This is a genomic window from Pseudomonas sp. SL4(2022) (assembly GCF_026625725.1).
Taxonomy (GTDB): domain Bacteria; phylum Pseudomonadota; class Gammaproteobacteria; order Pseudomonadales; family Pseudomonadaceae; genus Aquipseudomonas.
On sequence record NZ_CP113060.1, the window covers coordinates 2,617,565 to 2,637,638 of the forward strand.

Consider the following 20,074-nt stretch of genomic DNA (forward strand, 5'->3'; position numbering starts at 1 on the left):
ACGCCCAGCACCATTCGGAGCTGGGCGTTTTTTTATGGGTGTCGAAAGCTTGTGCGGCATCATGCCGCATCCGCGGATGCCCTGATTTGTAAGGGGTTGAGTCTGTTGTCCGTGGGTAATTACCTTGTCAGTAAAGGGGCTTTTCTTTACCATTTGGCAAATTTTTTGCGCGACTCGATTTTTACCTAGTATAGGCCTGACCAACAGGCCATAAAGCTGATGGGAGACGACTGAATGAGCAATGACGGCGTGAATGCAGGCCGGCGTCGCTTTCTGGTAGCGGCCACCTCTGTGGTGGGCGCTGCAGGAGCGGTGGGTGCCGCGGTCCCGTTCGTGGGGTCCTGGTTCCCAAGCGCCAAGGCTAAAGCTGCCGGAGCACCCGTTAAGGTGAACGTCAGCAAAATTGAGCCGGGCCAGCAGATGGTTGCTGAGTGGCGGGGGCAGCCGGTTTTTATCGTGCGCCGTACCGAGGAAATTCTCAGTAATCTGGTGAAAATCGAGGGTCAGCTGGCTGACTTCGATTCCAAGGCATCGGAACAACCGAGCTATGTCGACCCGAAAACCCGCTCAATCAAACCAGAGGTTTTGCTGCTGGTAGGCCTGTGTACTCACCTGGGTTGTGCGCCATCCTTCCGTCCGGAAGTGGCCCCGGCGGATCTCGGTGCAGACTGGGTTGGTGGCTATTTCTGCCCATGCCACGGTTCGCGCTACGACCTCGCAGGGCGTGTCTACAAGGCTCAGCCGGCACCCTTGAATCTGCCTGTACCGCCGCACACGTATGAGTCGGATGATGTAATCATCATCGGTGTGGATCAGGAGAAAGCATGATGAATAAATTCATGGAATGGGTCGATGCGCGCTTTCCCGCGACCAAGATGTGGGAAGACCATCTCTCCAAGTATTACGCGCCAAAGAACTTCAACTTCTTCTACTTCTTCGGCTCCCTGGCATTGTTGGTTCTGGTTAACCAGATCGTTACCGGTGTCTGGCTGACCATGAGCTATAACCCGTCGGCTGAAGAGGCGTTTGCTTCGGTCGAGTACATCATGCGTGATGTGGAGTACGGCTGGATTCTGCGCTACATGCATTCCACCGGTGCTTCGGCGTTCTTCGTGGTGGTCTACCTGCATATGTTCCGCGGTCTGCTTTACGGCTCTTATCAGAAGCCGCGTGAGTTGGTGTGGATCTTCGGCATGCTGATCTACCTGATGCTCATGGCTGAGGCCTTCATGGGCTACCTGTTGCCGTGGGGCCAGATGTCCTACTGGGGTGCCCAGGTAATCATCTCGCTGTTCGGTGCCATTCCGGTGATCGGTGCGGATCTGACTCAGTGGATTCGCGGTGACTACCTGATTTCCGGTATCACCTTGAACCGCTTCTTCGCCCTGCACGTTGTGGCTCTGCCGATCGTAATTCTCGGCTTGGTGGTGTTACACATCCTGGCGTTGCACGAAGTGGGTTCAAACAACCCAGACGGCGTCGACATCAAGAAGAAAAAGGGCGAAAACGGCATTCCGCTCGACGGCATCGCCTTCCACCCGTACTACACCGTTAAAGATATCGTCGGTGTTGTGGTGTTCCTGTTTGTCTTCTGCTTCGTGATCTTCTTCTTCCCGGAAATGGGTGGCTATTTCCTCGAGAAGCCGAACTTCGAAGCGGCCAACCCGTTCAAGACCCCCGCGCATATTGCGCCGGTTTGGTACTTCACCCCGTTCTACGCGATTCTGCGTGCGGTGCCAGACAAGCTGCTGGGTGTTATTGCCATGGGTGCGGCTATTGCAGTGCTGTTCGTGCTGCCATGGCTGGATCGTAGTCCGGTCAAGTCGATGCGTTACAAGGGCTGGATGAGCAAGGTCTGGCTGCTGATCTTCTGCGTGTCCTTCGTGATTCTGGGCGTGTTGGGTGTGCTGGCTCCGACGCCGGGCCGTACGCTGTTGTCGCAGGTATGTACCTTCCTGTACTTCGCGTACTTCATCCTGATGCCGTTCTACACCAAACTCGAGAAGACCAAACCGGTTCCGGAAAGGGTGACTGGCTGATGAAAAAGCATTTTGCAGCATTAATTATTGCGCTTCTGCCAGGCCTGGGTTTTGCCGCTGGTGGTGTTGAGTATCCACTGGACAAGGTTGATATCGATCTGGCAGACAAGGTGGCTCTGCAAGATGGTGCTCGTACCTTCGCCAACTACTGCATGGGTTGCCATTCGGCCCAATACCAGCGCTATGAGCGCGTCGCCAATGATTTGGGGATCCCGCATGAGGTCATGCTGGAAAACCTGGTTTTCAACGGCGCCAAGATTGGCGAGCACATGAAAATCGGCATGAAGCCGGCAGACGCCAAGGCCTGGTTCGGCGCGGCGCCGCCTGACCTGACCCTGGTCGCTCGTGTACGTGGTAACGACTGGTTGTACACCTACCTGCGCACCTTCTATGAAGACACTGCGCGTCCGCTGGGTGCCAACAACAAGGTGTTCCCGAATGTGGGCATGCCGAACGTGTTGGTGGCCCTGCAGGGCCGTCAATACATCGGTTGCAAGCAGGTTCAAGTGGTTGAGGATGGCAAGAAGCTGTTCGATCCGCTGACCGGCACGCCGATCACCCACGAGGCCTGTGATCAACTGACCATCGAGCCTAAGACTGGCCAGTTGAGCACTGAAGAGTTCGATGAAAAGATCCAGAACCTGGTGACCTTCCTCGCCTACTCGGCCAATCCGGTCAAATTGCAAAGTCAGCGTATCGGTACCTACGTTCTGCTGTATCTTGCCTTCTTCTTCGTGTTCGCCTATCTGCTCAAGCGCGAATACTGGAAGGACGTGCATTAATCCTTTGCATCTCCGCTGTTGACCTGCGCGCCCCTTTGGGCGCGCAGGTCTTTCTGCTTCACATAACTTTATAAGCGAGGAGGATCGCCATGGGCGTGACCAATCGGTTGGCCTGTTACTCCGACCCCGCCGACCACTATTCCCACCGCGTACGCATTGTGCTCGCCGAGAAGGGTGTCAGCGCCGAAATCATCAGTGTCGAGAAGGATCGCTACCCGGCCAAGCTGCTGGAGGTTAATCCCTACGCCAGCCTGCCAACGCTGGTGGATCGTGATCTGGCGCTGTATGAGTCAACGGTGGTGATGGAATATCTGGATGAGCGTTACCCGCATCCGCCGTTGTTGCCGGTGTATCCGGTGGCGCGTGCGAATAGCCGGCTGCTGATTCATCGTATCCAGCGTGACTGGTGTGCTCAGGTTGACCTGATTCTCGATCCGCGTAGCAAGGAGGCGGCCCGTGCTTTGGCGCGCAAGGAGTTGCGCGAGAGTTTGACTGGCGTGTCGCCGCTGTTCGCTGATAAGCCGTATTTTCTCAGTGACGAGTTGAGCCTGGTCGACTGCTGCCTGCTGCCCATTCTTTGGCGTTTGCCGATTCTGGGAATAGAGTTGCCAAAGCCGGCCAAACCGTTGCTCGATTACATGGAGCGTCAGTTTGCCCGTGAGGCATTTCAGATCAGCTTGTCACCTGCTGAACGTGACATGCGTTAACCCAAGGAGGTTGTCATGAAGTCGAGCCGTCCTTATCTGGTGCGTGCCCTCTATGAGTGGATCGTGGACAACGATTGCACCCCGCACCTGCTGGTGAATGCTGAGTTTCCCGGTGTTCAGGTGCCCGCCGGCTTTGCCAACGATGGACAGATTGTCCTTAATGTTTCGCCCACGGCTGTGCGTCATCTGCATATGGATAACGAAGCGGTGAGCTTTGAAGGGCGCTTTTCCGGTGTGCCGCAGGGTCTATATATCCCTGCGGCTGCAGTGCTGGCGATCTATGCGCGGGAGAATGGTCAGGGCATGGTGTTTGATGCGGAGTCGCCGATGCTTGATGGCGATGAAATCGAAGATCCGGATGAGCAAAGTCCGCCGGATGATGAGCCGCCGCGCCCCAGTGGTAGGCCCAGTCTGAAAGTGGTCAAGTAACCATAAAAAAGGCGATCCGAGGATCGCCTTTTTTATGGTTGTCGTACGGGCGGTTTTGCTGGTGCTATCAGTTGGTGTACTGGAACAGCTTCACCACTTTCTGTACGCCGGATACGCTTTGCACCAGGTTGGTGGCGTGCGTGGCTTCGGCTTGCGAGACCAGGCCGAGCATATAGACGATACCGTTTTCAGTGATCACCTTGATGCGCGAGCCTGGCACGGCGCTGTCGGCTAGCATCTGGGTCTTGATGCGGCTAGTCAGCAACGAGTCATTGCTGCGCACCAGCAGCGAAGTGGGCTGCAGAACCTGCAGTTCGTTGTGCACCTTCTTCACGTTGTTGACGCGGCGGGCGGCCTGTTCGGCCATGCCCTTGAGGTCGTTGCGCGGTGTCTGGCCCGCGAGCAGAACTACACCGTTGTAGCTGGTGACGACAATATGCGACGTCGGGCTGGTCAGATCGATGTGCGCGCGGGCAACGCTGGAACTGACTTCCGAAGGGATGAACTGGTCGTCGATCTTGTTGCCGACGCTGCGGTTGCCGCAGCCGGCCAGGGCGAGTGCCAGCGCAAGGGCGGCAAGGATCAGCGGTGAACGGGTCATTCTTCACTCCCAAACAGTTGGCTGTCGATCAGGTCGCACAGGCAGTGGATGGCCAGCAGGTGGACTTCCTGAATGCGTGCGGTGACTTTCGAGGGGACGCGGATCTCCACGTCTTCCGGCAGTAGCAGTGAAGCCATGCCGCCGCCATCGCGGCCGGTGAGAGCCACCACGGTCATCTCGCGGTCGTGGGCGGCCTGGATGGCCTGGATCACGTTGGCTGAGTTACCGCTGGTGGAAATCGCCAGCAGCACGTCGCCCGGCTGGCCGAGTGCGCGAATCTGCTTGGAGAACACCTCGTTGTAGCTGTAATCGTTGGCAATCGAGGTGATGGTCGAGCTATCGGTGGTTAGAGCGATGGCTGGCAAGCTGGGGCGCTCGCGCTCGAAGCGGTTGAGCAGCTCGGAGGAGAAGTGCTGGGCGTCGCCGGCAGAGCCGCCATTACCGCAGGAGAGAATCTTGCCCTCGCTGAGCAGTGCCTGAACCATGGCCTGGCTGCCTTGCTCGATAAAGGGGATGAGCACTTCCATGGCCTGCTGCTTGGTTTCAATGCTGGCTTGGAACAGGTGGCGAATACGGGCTTGCATGTCCATTGGAGATATAACCTTCAGTGTGGCTTCTGTTCAGGTATCAAAGGCGTTTTGAATCCAGTCCAGTTGCGCGGGGGCTTGGCTGTCGGCGTTTATGGCAATCACATCAAAGCGGCATGGGTACTTGGCCCAGCGTGATTCTTGTTGCAGGAAGTGCTGAGCGGCGCGGCTGAGTTTCTCACGTTTGCGTGCATCCACGCTCTCTGCTGCGCCGCCCCAGGCGCTATAGCGCCGATAGCGAACTTCTACGAATACTACTGTATCGGCGTCGAGCATGACCAGATCGAGCTCACCAAGGCGGCAGCGCCAGTTCTGTGCCAGCAGACGCAGGCCATGCTGTTCGAGATGCTGCCGCGCCTGGGCTTCGGCAGCATCACCGCGTTGTTGCGTGCTAATGCGCTCGCTCAATTGATGCTTTCAGGCAGGGGCTGGACCTGGCCATCGCGGAACGCGGCCCAGGGTAGCTGGCGCTCGATACGCTGGTTCGGGTTCAGGCTCAGGTTGCCGGACAGGCCCTGCAGGCGAGTCTCGGGCAAGGCTTTGAGTTGGTTCAGGCGCGGTGCCAGGAGGTAAGCGTCTGCGCCCATGGCATACAAGCGGCCGAGGCTGCCACCGGCCTGCGGCCATTGCGTACTGGCTTGCTGGCGCAGTGGGTCGTTGACGTTCAGCAGCCAGGGTGTTTCACAGAACATGATGCCGTTGAGGTCGATGTACTGCGCCTGGTTATAGGTGCCGGTAAACAGGTGTGATGTGGCATACACCGGTACATCGCCGGCGTACTGGAAGGCCAGGGTCGGTTTGATCTGCTGGGCCTGCTGTGGAGTGGCGGCGAGGAAAATAAAGTCGACATCACGGCGGCGTGACGGAGCGGCGGCTACCGAGGTGCCCAGGGTGTTCTGCAGGCGCTTGCTGCGCGCCTCGCTTTCGCGCAGCTGGAACAGGTCGGCGATCTGCCGGGCCAGCTCGACAGGCTGATCAACATGTTCGGCCGCAATCAGAGTGCCGCCCTGGGCTTGCCAGCTCTGGCGGAAGGCGGCGAGTACGCGGTCGCCCCATTCGCCGTTGGGCACCAGCGCTACGGCGCGGCGCATGCCGTCGGCCCAAGCGCGCCGGGCGACTTCGCGGGCTTCGTCCTCGGCAGCGAGGCCGAACTGGAACAGTTGCGCCGGACCTTCCTGGCTGCCTTCGCTGTAGTTCAGGGCGAGGGTGGTGATGGGCAGTTGTTCGCGGCTGCTCAGTTGGCTGACCAGGTTTTTCTCCAGGGGGCCGATTACCAGTTGTACGCCGGCGGCCTTAGCCTGGGCGTAGAAGGCGTCCATGGAACCTATGCGCGAGCTGTCAAAAATCTGAACGTTCGGAGGGTTCTGTCCGGCTTGCTGTGCTTGGTAGTGGGCTGCCAGAAAGCCGTCGCGCAACGCACGCGCCACGCTGGCTAGTTGGCCATCTTGTGGCAGCAGCAGGGCGATCTCGGTCAGTGGTTGGCTGGAGAGCTTTTTCAGCTCGACCAGCGCCTGCGGCAGTTGTTGCGCGGCAGGGTGCTGCGGGTTGGCTGCAATCCAGGTATCGATGGCGCTTTGCTGCTGTTCCAGGGTGCCTGCGCTCTTGGATGCACGGGCCAGTTCCAGCCAGCCGTCGAGGTCGGCATCGCCGCTGGCGCGTAGTTCGCTTTGCGGCAGGCTGGAAATCAGAGCCCAGATGGCTTCCTGGTTATCTGCGGCGCTGGCGCCACTGAGCAGCGGGCCGATATAGGCGCGTTCGCGGGCTGCGGCCAGGATTTGTCCGGTGGCTTGCAGGGCAGTGGCGCGCACCAGTTGGCTGCGTACCTGCTGCTCAACCGGTAGCTCGCCCAGGCGCTCCATGCTTGGGTGGCTGAGGGCGCGCAGGGCGGCCTTGGGTTTGTTGCGGCTCATGTCCAGTTCGGCACGCAGGGTGCTGGTGTAGATCTGCTGAGCGGGCTTCAGGTGTTCCAGTTGCACCTGCTCCAGAATGCTGCTGGCGCGGGCTAAATCCTTCTGTTTATAGGCCAGATCTGCCGCCGACAAACGCAGTGCCGCGCCTTGCTCAACGGGGCTCTCGGCCGCTTGCTGCAGCAGTTGTTCGATGCTGGCTTGTGGTGTGCGTGGCAGCTCGCCCAGGGTCGATGAAGGTTGGCTGGCGCAGGCGGCGAGCAAGCCAGCAAGGCAGAGGATGGAAAGGGGGCGCAGGCAGGCGATCATGTAAGCGTTCCTGATACTTGATCAAATTGAGCCTTGAATTGTACCCAAGCCCGCCGGGTGGCGCGATGTCGAAGGTTGGAAACGGGCTACAATGCGCGCTTTGTTGATTTTGAGAGGCCTGTGCTGTGACCACTTCCGCTGCTGCAAATGTGCCTTTGGGCCGTCTTTATGTGGTGGCTACGCCCATTGGCAACCTGGATGACATCAGCACGCGGGCGTTGACTATCCTGCGCAGCGTGGCTCTGATCGCCGCAGAAGACACTCGTCATTCCGCACGGCTGATGCAGCACTTTGGCATCGGCACCCCGCTGGCAGCCTGTCATGAGCACAACGAGCGCGATCAGGGTGGGCGCTTTCTTGCGCGGTTGCTCGAGGGTGACGATGTGGCGTTGATCTCCGATGCCGGCACTCCGCTGATTTCTGATCCGGGCTATCACCTGGTGCGCCAGGCGCGCGCTGCTGGTGTTGCGGTGGTTCCAGTGCCGGGCGCCTGCGCGCTGATTGCTGCGCTGTCTGCTGCGGGCTTGCCCTCGGATCGCTTTATCTTCGAGGGTTTTCTGCCTGCCAAGGCGGCAGGGCGTCGCGCACGTCTTGAGCAGGTAAAGGAAGAACCGCGTACGCTGATCTTCTATGAGGCGCCGCACCGCATTCTCGAGTGTCTGCAGGATATGCAGGCAGTTTTCGGCGATGAGCGTCCGGCCTTGTTGGCGCGTGAGCTGACCAAGACCTTTGAGACGCTCAAGGGTATGCCGTTGGCTGAACTGGCCGCTTGGGTGGCTGCCGACAGTAATCAACAGCGCGGTGAATGTGTGGTGTTGGTGGCAGGTTGGCAGGCGCCCGAAGGTGAAGAGGCGGTCAGTGCTGAAGCGATGCGTGTGTTGAATCTGCTGTTGGCCGAAATGCCGCTGAAGCGTGCGGCAGCGCTGGCGGCGGAGATCACTGGAGTGCGCAAGAACTTGCTCTATCAGGTTGCCCTGGAGCAGCAGAAAGACGTTTAAACCTTGTTCTATCGGGCGCGGGCCGTTAACCTTGCCCGCGGAGAGTCGATCGGGCAGTCGCTGCCGTATTGCGTTCTGCGTAATGCGGGGGAGGAAAGTCCGGGCTCCATAGGGCGGAGTGCCAGGTAACGCCTGGGAGGCGTGAGCCTACGGAAAGTGCCACAGAAAATAACCGCCTAAGCATTTCGGTGCCGGTAAGGGTGAAAAGGTGCGGTAAGAGCGCACCGCGCGACTGGTAACAGTTCGTGGCTAGGCAAACCCCACTCGGAGCAAGACCAAATAGGGTTCCATTGGCGTGGCCCGCGCTGGAACCGGGTAGGTTGCTAAAGGCGTGCAGTGATGTACGTCGTAGAGGAATGACTGTCCTCGACAGAACCCGGCTTACAGATCGACTCTCCACCCTTCCTCATTTATCCGCTTCACTGTTTCGCTTCCTTTCTAATACCGAAAAAATCTTACTCTTAATAAATCACTTTAACTTTGAAGTTCAGCTTGCTGTATCGGCTTGTTTTTGTGTCCGAAACTTCGAGTTTTTCCTCCGTTTCGCCTCTCTGAAAGTTTGCTAAATCGCCGTTCTATAAGGATTTTTCCCTCCAAGCGTGCCTTGACGGTGGGGGGCGTGCGTTCCTATAGTGTGCGCGAGTGGTAAGAAGTGGCACAAAGTGGGTTTCTTAGGCACGGATAGCTAATAAAAAGGGGAAACGCGATCGTGTTTCGCGGAGCTAACGCCATCAGTCTCGACGCCAAAGGGCGACTCGCGATGCCAAGTCGGTATCGGGATGAGCTTGTGTCGCGTTGTGCCGGTCAGCTCATTGTCACGATTGATGCCATTGATCCTTGTCTGTGTGTCTATCCGTTGTCCGAGTGGGAGCTGATTGAAGCCAAGCTCCGCGAGCTCGCTTCTTTTCGTGAAGAAAACCGCCGTCTGCAGCGTTTGCTGATTGGCAACGCTGTTGACCTTGAGCTGGATGCCAGTGGTCGTTTCCTGGTGCCGCCCCGTCTGCGTGAGTACGCCAAGCTGGACAAGCGCGCGATGCTGGTCGGCCAACTCAATAAATTTCAACTGTGGGACGAAGATTCCTGGAATGCCGTGGCCGATGCCGATCTGGCCGCGATCAAGCAACCGGGTGCTCTGTCCGACGATCTACGTGACTTGATCCTGTGACCATGACCAGCAACTTTCGCCATATCACCGTGCTACTCGACGAGGCTGTCGAAGGGCTGGCTGTGCGCGCGAACGGTTGCTACCTGGATGGCACCTTTGGACGTGGCGGGCATAGCCGGCTGATTCTGGAAGGGCTCGGGCCAGACGGTCGCTTGCTGGGGTTTGACAAAGATCCCCTGGCAATCGCGACCGGGAATGCGCTGGCGGCCGAAGACGGCCGCTTTGTCGTTGTGCAGCGCAGCTTTGCCGAGCTGGGTGACGAACTAGTACAGCGCGCTCTGGCAGGCAAAGTCAGCGGTATTCTGTTGGACCTGGGCGTGTCATCGCCGCAGCTGGATGACGCCGAGCGCGGCTTCAGTTTTATGAATGACGGTCCGCTGGATATGCGCATGAACCCGGATGCCGGTGTCAGCGCTGCAGACTTCATCGCCAGCGCCGCTGAAGAAGAAATCGCCCGGGTTTTCAAGGAGTACGGCGAAGAACGCTTCGCCAAACGCATGGCCCGTGCAGTCGTGTTGCGTCGCGCCGAGCAGCCGTTTACCCGCACCGCCGACCTTGCTCAGGTGTTGACTGTCGCCAATCCTGCCTGGGAAAAGGGCAAGAATCCGGCGACTCGCGCCTTCCAGGGTCTGCGCATCTATATCAACAACGAATTGGGTGATCTGGAAGGCGGCCTCGACGCCGCTCTGGAAAACCTTGAGGTGGGCGGTCGCCTGGTGGTGATCAGCTTCCATTCGCTGGAAGATCGCATCGTCAAACTCTTTATGCGCAAGCATGCCAAGGGTGAGGTGGACAAGCTGCCGCGTGATCTGCCGATCATCCCGAAAGCGTTTGAGCCGCGCCTGAAACTGATCGGCAAGCCGGTGTTTGCTTCCGAGGCTGAGCTTGCGGCCAATCCGCGTTCGCGCAGCGCTGTAATGCGCATTGCCGAGAAAGTGCGATGAGCGCGCTGTTCGCTAAGCCATTGCCCGGCGGTAGTCTGCTGATGCTGCTGCTGTTCTTGGCTGTGCTGGTGTCGGCCGTAGGGGTTTCCTACAGCGCGCACTGGAATCGCCAGCTGCTCAATGAGCTGTATGCCGAGCTCAGCGTGCGCGACAAAGCGCAGGCTGAGTGGGGTCGGCTGATCCTCGAGCAAAGCACCTGGACGGCGCACAACCGTATCGAAACCCTCGCCACTGAGCGCCTGAGCATGCGGATTCCGGATGCCGCCGAAGTGCGTATGGTGGCGCCATGATGGGGCTTGAAGGCGCACTCTACCCTTGGCGGTTCCGTCTGGTGCTGCTACTGCTGGCACTGATGGTGGGCGCGATCGCCTGGCGTATTGTCGACCTGCAAGTGTTCGATCAGCGCTTCCTGCAGGCCCATGGCGATGCGCGCAGCGTTCGGCATATCCCGATTCCGGCGCACCGCGGCCTGATCACCGATCGCAATGGCGAACCTTTGGCCGTAAGTACCCCAGTTATCACCTTGTGGGCTAACGGCAAGGAACTGCAGAGTGGCCAGGCCAAGTGGAATGCACTGGCGGCTGCCCTGGGGCAGGAGCCCAAGGCCTTCAGTGTGCGGCTGCAGGCCAATGCCGAGCGCGAGTTTATGTACCTGGTGCGCGGGCTGACGCCGGAGCAGGGGCAGCGCATTCTCGATCTGAAAGTGCCAGGGGTGTATGGCATTGAAGAGTTCCGCCGCTTTTATCCGGCTGGTGAGGTAGCTGCCCATGTGGTGGGCTTTACCGACATTGATGACCGCGGCCGCGAGGGCATGGAACTGGCCTTCGAGGACTGGCTGGCCGGCGTGCCAGGCAAGCGTCAGGTGCTCAAGGATCGGCGCGGGCGGCTGATCAAGGATGTCCAGGTGGCACAGAATGCCAAGGCCGGTAAGGCCTTGGCATTGTCGATTGACCTGCGCCTGCAATACCTGGCGCACCGCGAGCTGCGCAATGCCGTCACCGAGTTCGGCGCCAAGGCCGGCAGCCTGGTGTTGCTCGACGTGCAGACCGGCGAAGTGCTGGCCATGGTCAACCAGCCGACCTACAACCCGAATAATCGCCGCAACCTGCAGCCGGCGGCCATGCGCAATCGGGCAATGATTGATGTGTTTGAGCCCGGCTCGACCGTTAAGCCGTTTTCCATCGCCGCCGCCCTTGGCTCTGGTCGCTGGACGCCGGAAATGACCGTGGATACTGCTCCCGGCAGTCTGCGTATCGGCCGTTACACCATCCGTGACGTGTCGCGTGGCGGTGTGCTTAACCTGACCCAGATTCTGATGAAGTCGAGCAACGTCGGCATCAGCAAGGTGGCGTTCGATATTGGTGCCGAGCCTATCTACGCCGTGATGCAGCAAGTCGGTTTGGGCCAGGACACGGGTCTGAGCTTCCCCGGTGAGCGCGTTGGCAATCTGCCCAACTACCGGGTCTGGAAACAGGCCGAGACCGCCACCCTGGCGTACGGCTACGGCCTTTCGGTGACAGCCGTGCAGCTGGCGCATGCCTACTCGGTGCTGGCCAACGACGGCAAGAACGTGCAACTGTCGATGGTGCGGCTGGACCGTCAGCCGGTCTCGACTCAAGTGATTGATGAGCAGATCGCCAAAACCGTGCTTGGCATGCTTCAGGCCGTGGTTGAAGAGCCGGGCGGCGGCGGTGCGCGGGCCAAGGTGCCGGGTTACCACGTCGGCGGCAAGAGCGGCACCGCGCGTAAAGCCGCTACCGGCAGCAAGGGCTATGTCGACAAGGCTTATCGCTCGTTCTTCGCGGGTGTCGCACCCATCGACAACCCGCGTATTGCCGCTGTGATCATGATCGATGAACCAAGCGAAGGCGGTTACTACGGTGGCCTGGTTTCTGCACCGGTGTTTGGCAAGGTCATGGCCGGTGCGCTGCGGCTGATGAACGTTGCACCGGATAATCTGCCGCCACCTGATGCGGTGAAGGTCGAAACCGTCGCTGCTGCACCCGTTAAAGGAGGGCGTATCTGATGCCCATGCCGCTTAATCAGCTGTTGCCGGAAGCCGCCAGCTCAACCCTGATTCGCGAATTGACCCTGGACAGCCGCAAGGTGCGTCCGGGTGACCTGTTTCTGGCTGTGCCGGGCACCCAGCAAGATGGTCGCGTGCACATTGCCGATGCCGTTGCCCGCGGCGCGGCCGCTGTAGCCTACGAGGTGGAGGGCGCTGCCGTGATGACCGCGCACAGTGCGGAGCTGGTTGCGCTCAAAGGTCTGGCCAGTCAGTTGTCGGCGATTGCCGGGCGCTTCTATGGCGAGCCAAGCCGTGGCCTGCACCTGATCGGTATTACCGGCACCAACGGCAAGACCAGCGTCAGCCAATTGCTGGCCCAGGCGCTGGACCTGCTTGGCGAGCGCTGCGGTATCGTCGGCACCCTCGGCAATGGTTTCTACGGCGCGCTCGAGCAGGGCCGTCATACCACACCTGACCCGATTGGCGTGCAGGCCACCCTGGCTGACATGAAGAACGCCGGTGCTCGCGCCGTGGCCATGGAAGTCTCGTCACACGGCCTGCATCAGGGACGAGTGGCTGCCCTGGCGTTTGATGTGGCGGTGCTGACCAACCTGTCCCGTGATCACCTGGACTATCACGGTTCTATGCAGGCCTACGCCGATGCGAAAGCCACGCTCTTCGCCTGGTCGGACCTGCGTTGCCGGGTGCTCAACCTGGATGATGCCTTTGGTCGTGAACTGGCCGCTGCGGAGCACGACTCCCGGCTGATCAGCTACAGCCTGATCGACGCCGACGCCTATCTGTATTGCCGCGATGCGCAGTTTGACGAGCAGGGTGTGCGCGCCACGCTGGTCACCCCGCGCGGTGAAGGCAGCCTGCGCAGCTCGCTGCTCGGGCGCTTCAACCTGAGCAACCTGCTGGCGGTGGTTGGTGCGCTGCTCGGCCTGGATTACCCGCTGGATGAAATCCTCAAAGTGCTGCCGCAGCTGCAGGGCCCTATTGGCCGTATGCAGCGCCTGGGCGGTGGCAAGCTGCCTTTGGTCGTTGTGGATTATGCGCACACGCCAGATGCGCTGGAAAAAGTCCTCGAAGCCCTGCGCCCGCATGTCAAAGGCCGCCTGCTGTGCCTGTTCGGCTGTGGTGGCGACCGTGACAACGGTAAGCGCCCGCTGATGGCAGCGGTGGTCGAGCGCCTCGCTGATGCGGTACTGGTCACCGATGACAACCCACGCACCGAAGCCCCTGCACAGATCTTCAAAGACATTCGCGCCGGTTTCGCCACACCTGAGGCCGTGCAGTTCGTCCATGGCCGTGGTCAGGCGATTGCTCAGCTAATCGCCAGCGCGTCTGCCGATGATGTGCTGGTGATGGCCGGTAAGGGGCATGAGGACTATCAGGAAATCAACGGCGTGCGTCAGCCATTCTCCGATCTGGTCGAAGCAGCCAACGCGTTGGCTGCATGGGAGGTGGCGCATGCTTAAGGCGCTGCGGTTGAGCGAAGTGGTGGGGCCACTGAGCGCCCGAGTGATCGGGGGCGATGTGGTGTTCAGCGCCGTCAGCAGCGACAGCCGCGCCATTCAGCCAGGCCAGCTGTTTGTCGCCCTGGCCGGCCCGCGCTTTGATGGCCACGACTACCTGGCTGAAGTCGCCGGCAAAGGTGCAGTGGCGGCGCTGGTTGAGCGTGAAGTGGCGGATGCGCCGCTGCCGCAACTGTTGGTCGCCGATACCCGTGTGGCCCTGGGGCAGTTGGGCGCGCTGAATCGTCAGGCGTTCACTGCGCCGGTGGTCGCCATCACCGGTTCCAGCGGCAAGACCACCGTCAAGGAAATGCTCGCCAGCATCCTGCGCGAAGGCCTGCAAGGTCTGGTGCTGGCCACCCGTGGCAACCTCAATAACGACCTTGGTGCGCCGCTGACCCTGCTGGAGTTGGCGCCTGAGCATGTCGCCGGTGTCATCGAACTGGGTGCCAACCATGTCGGCGAGATTGCTTACACCGTCAGCCTGACCAAGCCCCAGGTGGCCGTGCTGAATAACGCCGGCACTGCGCATGTGGGTGAGTTTGGCGGCCCAGAGAAAATTGTTGAAGCCAAGGGCGAGATACTCGAAGGCTTGAGCGACAGCGGTGTGGCCGTGCTCAACCTTGATGACCGGGCCTTTACCATCTGGCAGCAGCGCGCCAAAGGTCGCCGCGTCAGCAGTTTCGCCCTGGTTAATCCGGCGGCTGACGTTTACGCCAGCGAGCTGGCCCGCGATGCTCGTGGCTGCTCGGCGTTTACCCTGCATTGCGCCAGCGGTCAGGCCCGCATCCAGCTCAATCTGCTTGGTGAGCACAATGTGGCCAACGCCCTGGCCGCGGCTGCTGCCGCTCTGGCGCTGGGGGTTGCGCCTGTGGCAATCAAGGCCGGCCTGGAAAACCTGCAACCGGTCAAGGGTCGCGCCGTTGCGCAGATTGCACCGAGTGGCCTGCGCGTGATCGACGACAGCTACAACGCCAACCCGACTTCGGTCTGCGCCGCCATCGATATCCTCGCCGGTTTCCCCGGCCGCCGCGTGCTGGTGTTGGGTGACATTGGCGAGCTGGGTGCGTGGGCCGAGCAGGGCCATCGCCAGGTCGGCAGCTATGCGCTGGGTAAGGTCGATGCGGTGTATGCCGTTGGCCCGCTGATGGCGTTTGCCATTGAAGAATTCGGCACAGATGGCCGGCATTTTGCCGACCAGGCCAGCCTGATTGCGGCGCTGCAGAGCGAGCAGGGCGACACCACTGTTCTTATTAAAGGTTCACGCAGCGCCGCGATGGAAAACGTCGTGGCGGCACTGTGTGGCACGTCTGGGGAGGTTCACTAATGCTGCTGCTGCTGGCGGAATACCTGCAACAGTTCCACAAGGGTTTCGCAGTGTTCCAGTACCTGACACTGCGCGGCATTCTCGGCGTGCTCACGGCGCTGGCCTTGTCGCTGTGGCTCGGTCCATGGATGATCCGCACCCTGCAGATTCGCCAGATCGGCCAGGCGGTGCGCAATGACGGCCCACAGTCGCATCTGTCGAAGAAGGGCACGCCAACCATGGGGGGGGCGCTGATTCTGTCGGCCATTGCTTTCAGCACCCTGCTCTGGGCTGACCTGTCCAACCGCTATGTGTGGGTCGTGCTGGCCGTCACCCTGCTGTTTGGTGCCATTGGCTGGGTCGACGATTATCGCAAGGTGATCGAAAAGAACTCGCGGGGCCTGCCGAGTCGTTGGAAGTACTTCTGGCAGTCGGTGTTCGGTCTGGGGGCGGCCCTGTTCCTTTATATGACTGCGCAAAGCCCGGTGGAAACCACCCTGATCCTGCCGATGATCAAGGATTTCGGTCTGGAGCTGGGCCTGGGCTTCGTGGTCCTGACCTACTTCGTGATCGTCGGGTCGAGCAACGCTGTCAACCTCACTGACGGCCTCGACGGCCTGGCCATTCTGCCTACCGTGATGGTCGGCGGCGCGCTGGGGATTTTCTGCTACCTGTCGGGCAACGTGAAGTTCGCCGAATACCTGTTTATTCCCTACGTGCCGGGTGCAGGTGAACTGATCGTGTTCTGCGCCGCCCTGGTCGGCGCTGGTCTTGGCTTCCTCTGGTTCAACACCTACCCGGCGCAAGTGTTTATGGGCGACGTTGGCGCGCTCGCTCTGGGCGCGGCACTGGGCACCATCGCGGTGATCGTCCGTCAGGAAGTGGTGCTGTTCATCATGGGCGGCATCTTCGTGGTGGAAACCCTGTCGGTGATCATCCAGGTCGCCAGCTTCAAACTGACCGGCAAGCGCGTGTTCCGCATGGCGCCGATCCATCACCATTTTGAACTGAAAGGCTGGCCCGAGCCGCGCGTGATCGTGCGTTTCTGGATCATCACCGTGATTCTGGTGCTGATCGGCCTTGCCACCCTGAAGCTGCGTTGAGGAAAGCATGAGCCTGATTGCGTCTGACCACTTCCGCATCGTTGTCGGCCTCGGCAAAAGCGGCATGTCCCTGGTGCGTTTCCTCGCCCGCCAGGGGTTGCCGTTTGCCGTGGTTGATACCCGTGCCAATCCGCCGGAGCTCGCCACCTTGCGTGAGCAGTTCCCGCAGGTGGAAGTGCGTTGTGGCGAACTGGATGTGGAATTCCTCTGCCGCGCCAACGAGCTGTTGGTCAGCCCGGGTCTGGCCATTGCCACTCCGGCGCTGCAGGCAGCGGCGGCGCGTGGAGTCAAGCTGTCGGGTGATATCGACCTGTTCGCCCGCTATGCCCAGGCGCCGATCGTGGCGATTACCGGCTCCAACGCCAAAAGCACCGTGACCACCCTGGTCGGTGAGATGGCCGCAGCGGCCGGCAAGAAGGTCGCTGTCGGGGGCAATCTCGGTACGCCAGCGCTGGATCTGCTCAGTGACGACATCGAACTGTATGTCATGGAGCTGTCGAGCTTTCAGCTGGAAACCACTGACCAGCTCAACGCCGAAGTGGCGACCTGCCTGAATATCAGCGAAGACCATATGGATCGCTACGCCGATCTGCCGGCCTATCACCTGGCCAAACACCGCATCTTCCGTGGCGCACGGCAGGTGGTGGTGAACCGCGATGACGCGCTGTCGCGTCCGTTGGTGGCTGATCAACTGCCGTGCTGGTACTTCGGCTTGGGCAAGCCGGACTTCAAGCGTTTCGGCCTGCTGGAAGAAAACGGCGAGAAATCTCTGGCCTACCAGTTCGCTGCGTTGCTGCCGGTGCGTGAGCTGAAAATTCGCGGCGCGCACAACCAGTCCAACGCCCTGGCTGCTTTGGCACTGGGCCATGCTGTAGGCCTGCCGTTCGAGCCGATGTTGGCCACCCTCAAGCAGTTCGCTGGCCTGCCGCATCGCTGCCAGTGGGTTGGCGAGCGCAAAGCCGTGAGTTACTACGATGACTCCAAAGCCACCAACGTCGGCGCTGCCCTGGCAGCCATCGAAGGCCTGGGCGCGGATATCAGCGGCAAGCTGGTGCTGATCGCCGGTGGTGATGGCAAGGGCGCGGACTTTTCGGCGCTGAAAACGCCAGTCGGCAAGTTCTGCCGCGCCGTGGTACTGCTCGGTCGCGACGCCGAGCTGCTGGCTGACGCGCTGGGCGCCGCCGCGCCGCTGATCCGGGTCAACACCTTGGAAGAAGCTGTGCAGCGTGCTGCAGAGCTGGCTGAGGCGGGCGATGCCGTGCTGCTGTCACCGGCCTGCGCCAGCCTGGACATGTTCAAAAATTTCGAAGAGCGCGGGCGTCTGTTCGCCCAGGCTGTGGAGGGCTTGCAATGATGCTGGCCCGCCTGCTCGCCGCCCCTTCACCGCTGCATACCCGTCGTGGGATCGACATTGATTTCCCGCTGCTGGCTGGCTGCCTGGCACTGCTGGGGTTAGGCCTGGTGATGATTGCTTCGGCGTCCTCGGAAGTGGCGGCGGCGCAGTCGGGCAACCCGCTGTACCACATGATTCGTCACCTGGTTTATCTCGCCATTGGCACCGGTGCTGCGTTGACAACCCTGCTGGTGCCGATGGCACTGTGGCAACGTTACAGTGGCACGCTGCTGCTGGTGGCTGTGCTGCTGCTGATTCTGGTGTTGCTGCCGGGTATTGGCCGTGAGGTTAACGGGGCCAAGCGCTGGATCGGCTTTGGCATCTTCAACCTGCAGCCGTCCGAGCTGGCCAAGCTATTCAGCGTGATGTTTATCGCCGCCTACCTGGTGCGTCGTCAGGAAGAAGTGCGCGAGAAGCTCACTGGCTTTATCAAACCGATGCTGGTGCTGGGCCCGATTGCTGCGCTGCTGTTGGCCGAGCCGGACTTCGGCGCCACCGTGGTACTGGTGGGCGCGGCCATCGCCATGCTGTTCCTCGGTGGGGTCAACCTGCTGCGCTTTATTCCGCTGGCGGCCTGCGTACTGGGCCTTGGCGTGTTAGTGATGACCAGTCAGGCCTATCGCCTGGAGCGCCTGACTAACTTTGTCGACCCCTGGGCTGACCAGTACGGCGCCGGTTATCAGTTGAGCCAGGCGCTGATTGCCTTCGGCCGGGGTGAATGGTTTGGCGTCGGCCTGGGCAACAGCGTGCAGAAGCAGTTCTACCTGCCGGAAGCGCATACCGACTTCGTGTTTGCCGTGCTGGCCGAAGAGCTGGGCATGGTCGGTGCACTGATCACCGTTGCCCTGTTTGTCTTCGTCAGCGTGCGCGCCCTGTATATAGGGCTATGGGCGGAGAAGGCTAAGCAGTTTTTTTCGGCCTATGTGGCCTACGGTCTGGCGTTTCTGTGGATTGGCCAGGTACTGATCAATATCGGGGTGAACATCGGCCTGCTGCCGACCAAAGGTCTGACGCTGCCATTTCTCAGCTACGGCGGCAGCTCGCTGGTGATCTGCTGCGTCAGCCTGGCGCTGTTGCTGCGCATCGAATGGGAGCGTCGCACCCAACTGGGCAGCGAGGATGTCGATTTCAGCGAAGCCGATTTCTTCGACGGCCAGCCTGCTGAGGAGGTTCGCCATGCGCGGTAATGTACTGATCATGGCTGGCGGCACTGGCGGGCATGTATTCCCGGCGTTGGCCTGCGCCCGTGAGTTCAAGGCGCGCGGTTACAGCGTGCACTGGTTGGGCACGCCGCGCGGGATCGAGAATGAGCTGGTGCCGGCGGCTGGTCTGCCGTTGCACCTGATAGATGTCACGGGTCTGCGTGGCAAAGGCAAGCTGTCGCTGCTGAAAGCGCCGTTCCAGCTGCTCAAGGCGCTGTTCCAGGCGCGCAAAGTAATGCGCGAGCTGCAGCCGGTGTGCGTGTTGGGCATGGGCGGCTATGTCACGGGGCCTGGCGGCCTGGCCGCGCGCCTGAGCGGCGCGCCGCTGATCATCCACGAGCAGAACGCTGTGGCCGGTACGGCCAACCGCAGCCTGGTGCCATTCGCCAGCCGCGTCTGCGAAGCCTTCCCGAATACCTTCGGCAATAGCGACAAACGCCGCACCACTGGCAACCCGGTGCGCGAAGAGCTGTTCCTGGAAACCCCGCGTGATTCGCTGCGCAACCGCCAGCCACGTTTGCTGGTGCTGGGCGGCAGCCTGGGCGCCGAACCGCTGAATAAATTGCTGCCCGAAGCCCTGGCGCTGGTGGCCGCCGAGCTGCGCCCTGAGGTGTTCCATCAGGCCGGTAAACAACATGATGGCGTGACCGCTGAACGCTATCGCGCCGTTGGCGTCGAAGCGCAGGTCGCACCGTTTATCAAGGACATGGCGCGGGCCTATGCCTGGGCCGATCTGGTGGTGTGCCGGTCCGGCGCGCTGACCGTCAGCGAGCTGGCCGCCGCCGGCCTGCCAGCGTTCCTGCTGCCGCTGCCGCATGCCATTGACGATCACCAGACCCGCAATGCCGATTATCTGGCCAGTGCCGGCGCTGCCGTGCTGCTGCCACAACGTTCCACTGACGCCGCCAAGCTGGCTGCGCAGCTGACCGAGGTTTTGATGCACCCCGAACAACTCACTCACATGGCGCAGACGGCTCGTCGCCTGGCCAAGCCCGATGCAACCTGCACCGTCGTCGATATCTGCCTGGAGGTGGCCCGTGGCTAAGTCTCCCGCCGCTGCACGCTCGGAAATCCGCC

At 60.8% G+C, this 20,074-nt stretch carries 20 protein-coding genes and 1 other RNA gene; 17 read left to right on the plus strand and 4 right to left on the minus strand.

Annotated features, from left to right (window positions below; genetic code table 11):
- Window positions 1-234: 234 nt before the first annotated feature.
- The 5 genes from petA (at window position 235) to OU997_RS12370 (ending at window position 3,957) form a co-directional block, all read left to right on the plus strand.
- Entirely contained in the window at window positions 235-828 is a 594-nt protein-coding gene (gene petA, locus OU997_RS12350) for a ubiquinol-cytochrome c reductase iron-sulfur subunit (protein WP_090249148.1), read from the plus strand.
- A complete protein-coding gene (locus OU997_RS12355) occupies window positions 828-2,039 on the plus strand; it encodes a cytochrome b (RefSeq protein ID WP_108538027.1) in 1,212 nt (403 codons plus the stop codon). The genes petA and OU997_RS12355 overlap by 1 nt, the downstream gene beginning before the upstream one ends.
- Window positions 2,039-2,821 carry a cytochrome c1 gene (locus OU997_RS12360; protein WP_108486146.1) on the plus strand — a complete coding sequence of 261 codons (783 nt, stop codon included), beginning with the start codon at window positions 2,039-2,041 and terminating at the stop codon, window positions 2,819-2,821. Before OU997_RS12355 ends, OU997_RS12360 begins: the two co-directional genes overlap by 1 nt.
- An 89-nt stretch (window positions 2,822-2,910) precedes the next feature.
- On the plus strand, window positions 2,911-3,528 hold the full coding sequence (locus OU997_RS12365) for a glutathione S-transferase N-terminal domain-containing protein (RefSeq protein WP_108486147.1): 618 nt from the start codon (window positions 2,911-2,913) through the stop codon (window positions 3,526-3,528).
- A 15-nt stretch (window positions 3,529-3,543) separates the two neighbouring features.
- Window positions 3,544-3,957, plus strand: coding sequence for a ClpXP protease specificity-enhancing factor (locus tag OU997_RS12370; RefSeq protein ID WP_267806840.1), 414 nt, complete (start codon window positions 3,544-3,546; stop codon window positions 3,955-3,957).
- Between the two features lie 67 nt (window positions 3,958-4,024).
- On the opposite strand, the gene OU997_RS12375 is transcribed toward OU997_RS12370, so the two are convergent.
- From OU997_RS12375 to OU997_RS12390, 4 genes are read right to left on the minus strand one after another with little or no spacing between them, the layout of a single operon-like run.
- On the minus strand, window positions 4,025-4,558 hold the full coding sequence (locus OU997_RS12375; RefSeq protein WP_108486149.1) for a BON domain-containing protein: 534 nt from the start codon (window positions 4,556-4,558) through the stop codon (window positions 4,025-4,027).
- Window positions 4,555-5,148: a phosphoheptose isomerase gene (locus OU997_RS12380; protein ID WP_090249136.1), complete on the minus strand. Its 594-nt coding sequence runs from the start codon at window positions 5,146-5,148 to the stop codon at window positions 4,555-4,557. Before OU997_RS12380 ends, OU997_RS12375 begins: the two co-directional genes overlap by 4 nt.
- 30 nt (window positions 5,149-5,178) lie before the next feature.
- Window positions 5,179-5,553 (minus strand): YraN family protein, encoded by a 375-nt coding sequence (locus OU997_RS12385; RefSeq protein WP_177479917.1) that lies wholly within the window; start codon window positions 5,551-5,553, stop codon window positions 5,179-5,181.
- On the minus strand, window positions 5,550-7,361 hold the full coding sequence (locus OU997_RS12390; protein WP_267806845.1) for a penicillin-binding protein activator: 1,812 nt from the start codon (window positions 7,359-7,361) through the stop codon (window positions 5,550-5,552). The genes OU997_RS12385 and OU997_RS12390 overlap by 4 nt, the downstream gene beginning before the upstream one ends.
- 149 nt (window positions 7,362-7,510) lie before the next feature.
- On the opposite strand from OU997_RS12390, the gene rsmI reads away from it, so the two are divergent.
- The 12 genes from rsmI (at window position 7,511) to murG (ending at window position 20,042) form a co-directional block, all read left to right on the plus strand.
- Window positions 7,511-8,359 carry a 16S rRNA (cytidine(1402)-2'-O)-methyltransferase gene (gene rsmI / locus OU997_RS12395; RefSeq protein ID WP_177479956.1) on the plus strand — a complete coding sequence of 283 codons (849 nt, stop codon included), beginning with the start codon at window positions 7,511-7,513 and terminating at the stop codon, window positions 8,357-8,359.
- 41 nt (window positions 8,360-8,400) lie between these two features.
- Window positions 8,401-8,759, plus strand: an RNA gene (gene rnpB / locus OU997_RS12400) — RNase P RNA component class A.
- A gap of 309 nt (window positions 8,760-9,068) precedes the next feature.
- Window positions 9,069-9,524, plus strand: a complete 456-nt coding sequence (mraZ, locus tag OU997_RS12405; protein WP_108489631.1) for a division/cell wall cluster transcriptional repressor MraZ — start codon at window positions 9,069-9,071, stop codon at window positions 9,522-9,524.
- Between the two features lie 2 nt (window positions 9,525-9,526).
- Complete coding sequence (rsmH, locus tag OU997_RS12410; RefSeq protein WP_177479919.1) at window positions 9,527-10,468, plus strand: 16S rRNA (cytosine(1402)-N(4))-methyltransferase RsmH; 942 nt, start codon at window positions 9,527-9,529, stop codon at window positions 10,466-10,468.
- Window positions 10,465-10,758, plus strand: a complete 294-nt coding sequence (gene ftsL, locus OU997_RS12415) for a cell division protein FtsL (RefSeq protein ID WP_108489633.1) — start codon at window positions 10,465-10,467, stop codon at window positions 10,756-10,758. The genes rsmH and ftsL overlap by 4 nt, the downstream gene beginning before the upstream one ends.
- Window positions 10,755-12,494, plus strand: a complete 1,740-nt coding sequence (locus OU997_RS12420; RefSeq protein WP_371920621.1) for a peptidoglycan D,D-transpeptidase FtsI family protein — start codon at window positions 10,755-10,757, stop codon at window positions 12,492-12,494. Before ftsL ends, OU997_RS12420 begins: the two co-directional genes overlap by 4 nt.
- A complete protein-coding gene (locus OU997_RS12425; protein ID WP_267806847.1) occupies window positions 12,494-13,957 on the plus strand; it encodes a UDP-N-acetylmuramoyl-L-alanyl-D-glutamate--2,6-diaminopimelate ligase in 1,464 nt (487 codons plus the stop codon). Before OU997_RS12420 ends, OU997_RS12425 begins: the two co-directional genes overlap by 1 nt.
- Window positions 13,950-15,320: a UDP-N-acetylmuramoyl-tripeptide--D-alanyl-D-alanine ligase gene (locus OU997_RS12430; protein ID WP_108489636.1), complete on the plus strand. Its 1,371-nt coding sequence runs from the start codon at window positions 13,950-13,952 to the stop codon at window positions 15,318-15,320. The genes OU997_RS12425 and OU997_RS12430 overlap by 8 nt, the downstream gene beginning before the upstream one ends.
- Window positions 15,320-16,402 carry a phospho-N-acetylmuramoyl-pentapeptide-transferase gene (gene mraY / locus OU997_RS12435; RefSeq protein ID WP_108489637.1) on the plus strand — a complete coding sequence of 361 codons (1,083 nt, stop codon included), beginning with the start codon at window positions 15,320-15,322 and terminating at the stop codon, window positions 16,400-16,402. The genes OU997_RS12430 and mraY overlap by 1 nt, the downstream gene beginning before the upstream one ends.
- A gap of 7 nt (window positions 16,403-16,409) precedes the next feature.
- Window positions 16,410-17,756, plus strand: a complete 1,347-nt coding sequence (gene murD / locus OU997_RS12440; RefSeq protein ID WP_108489638.1) for a UDP-N-acetylmuramoyl-L-alanine--D-glutamate ligase — start codon at window positions 16,410-16,412, stop codon at window positions 17,754-17,756.
- Window positions 17,756-18,982 (plus strand): putative lipid II flippase FtsW, encoded by a 1,227-nt coding sequence (gene ftsW, locus OU997_RS12445; RefSeq protein ID WP_108538049.1) that lies wholly within the window; start codon window positions 17,756-17,758, stop codon window positions 18,980-18,982. The genes murD and ftsW overlap by 1 nt, the downstream gene beginning before the upstream one ends.
- The gene (gene murG / locus OU997_RS12450; protein ID WP_108488774.1) at window positions 18,972-20,042 is read left to right on the plus strand and encodes an undecaprenyldiphospho-muramoylpentapeptide beta-N-acetylglucosaminyltransferase; all 1,071 of its coding nucleotides are present in this window, start codon (window positions 18,972-18,974) and stop codon (window positions 20,040-20,042) included. The genes ftsW and murG overlap by 11 nt, the downstream gene beginning before the upstream one ends.
- Window positions 20,043-20,074: the final 32 nt, after the last annotated feature.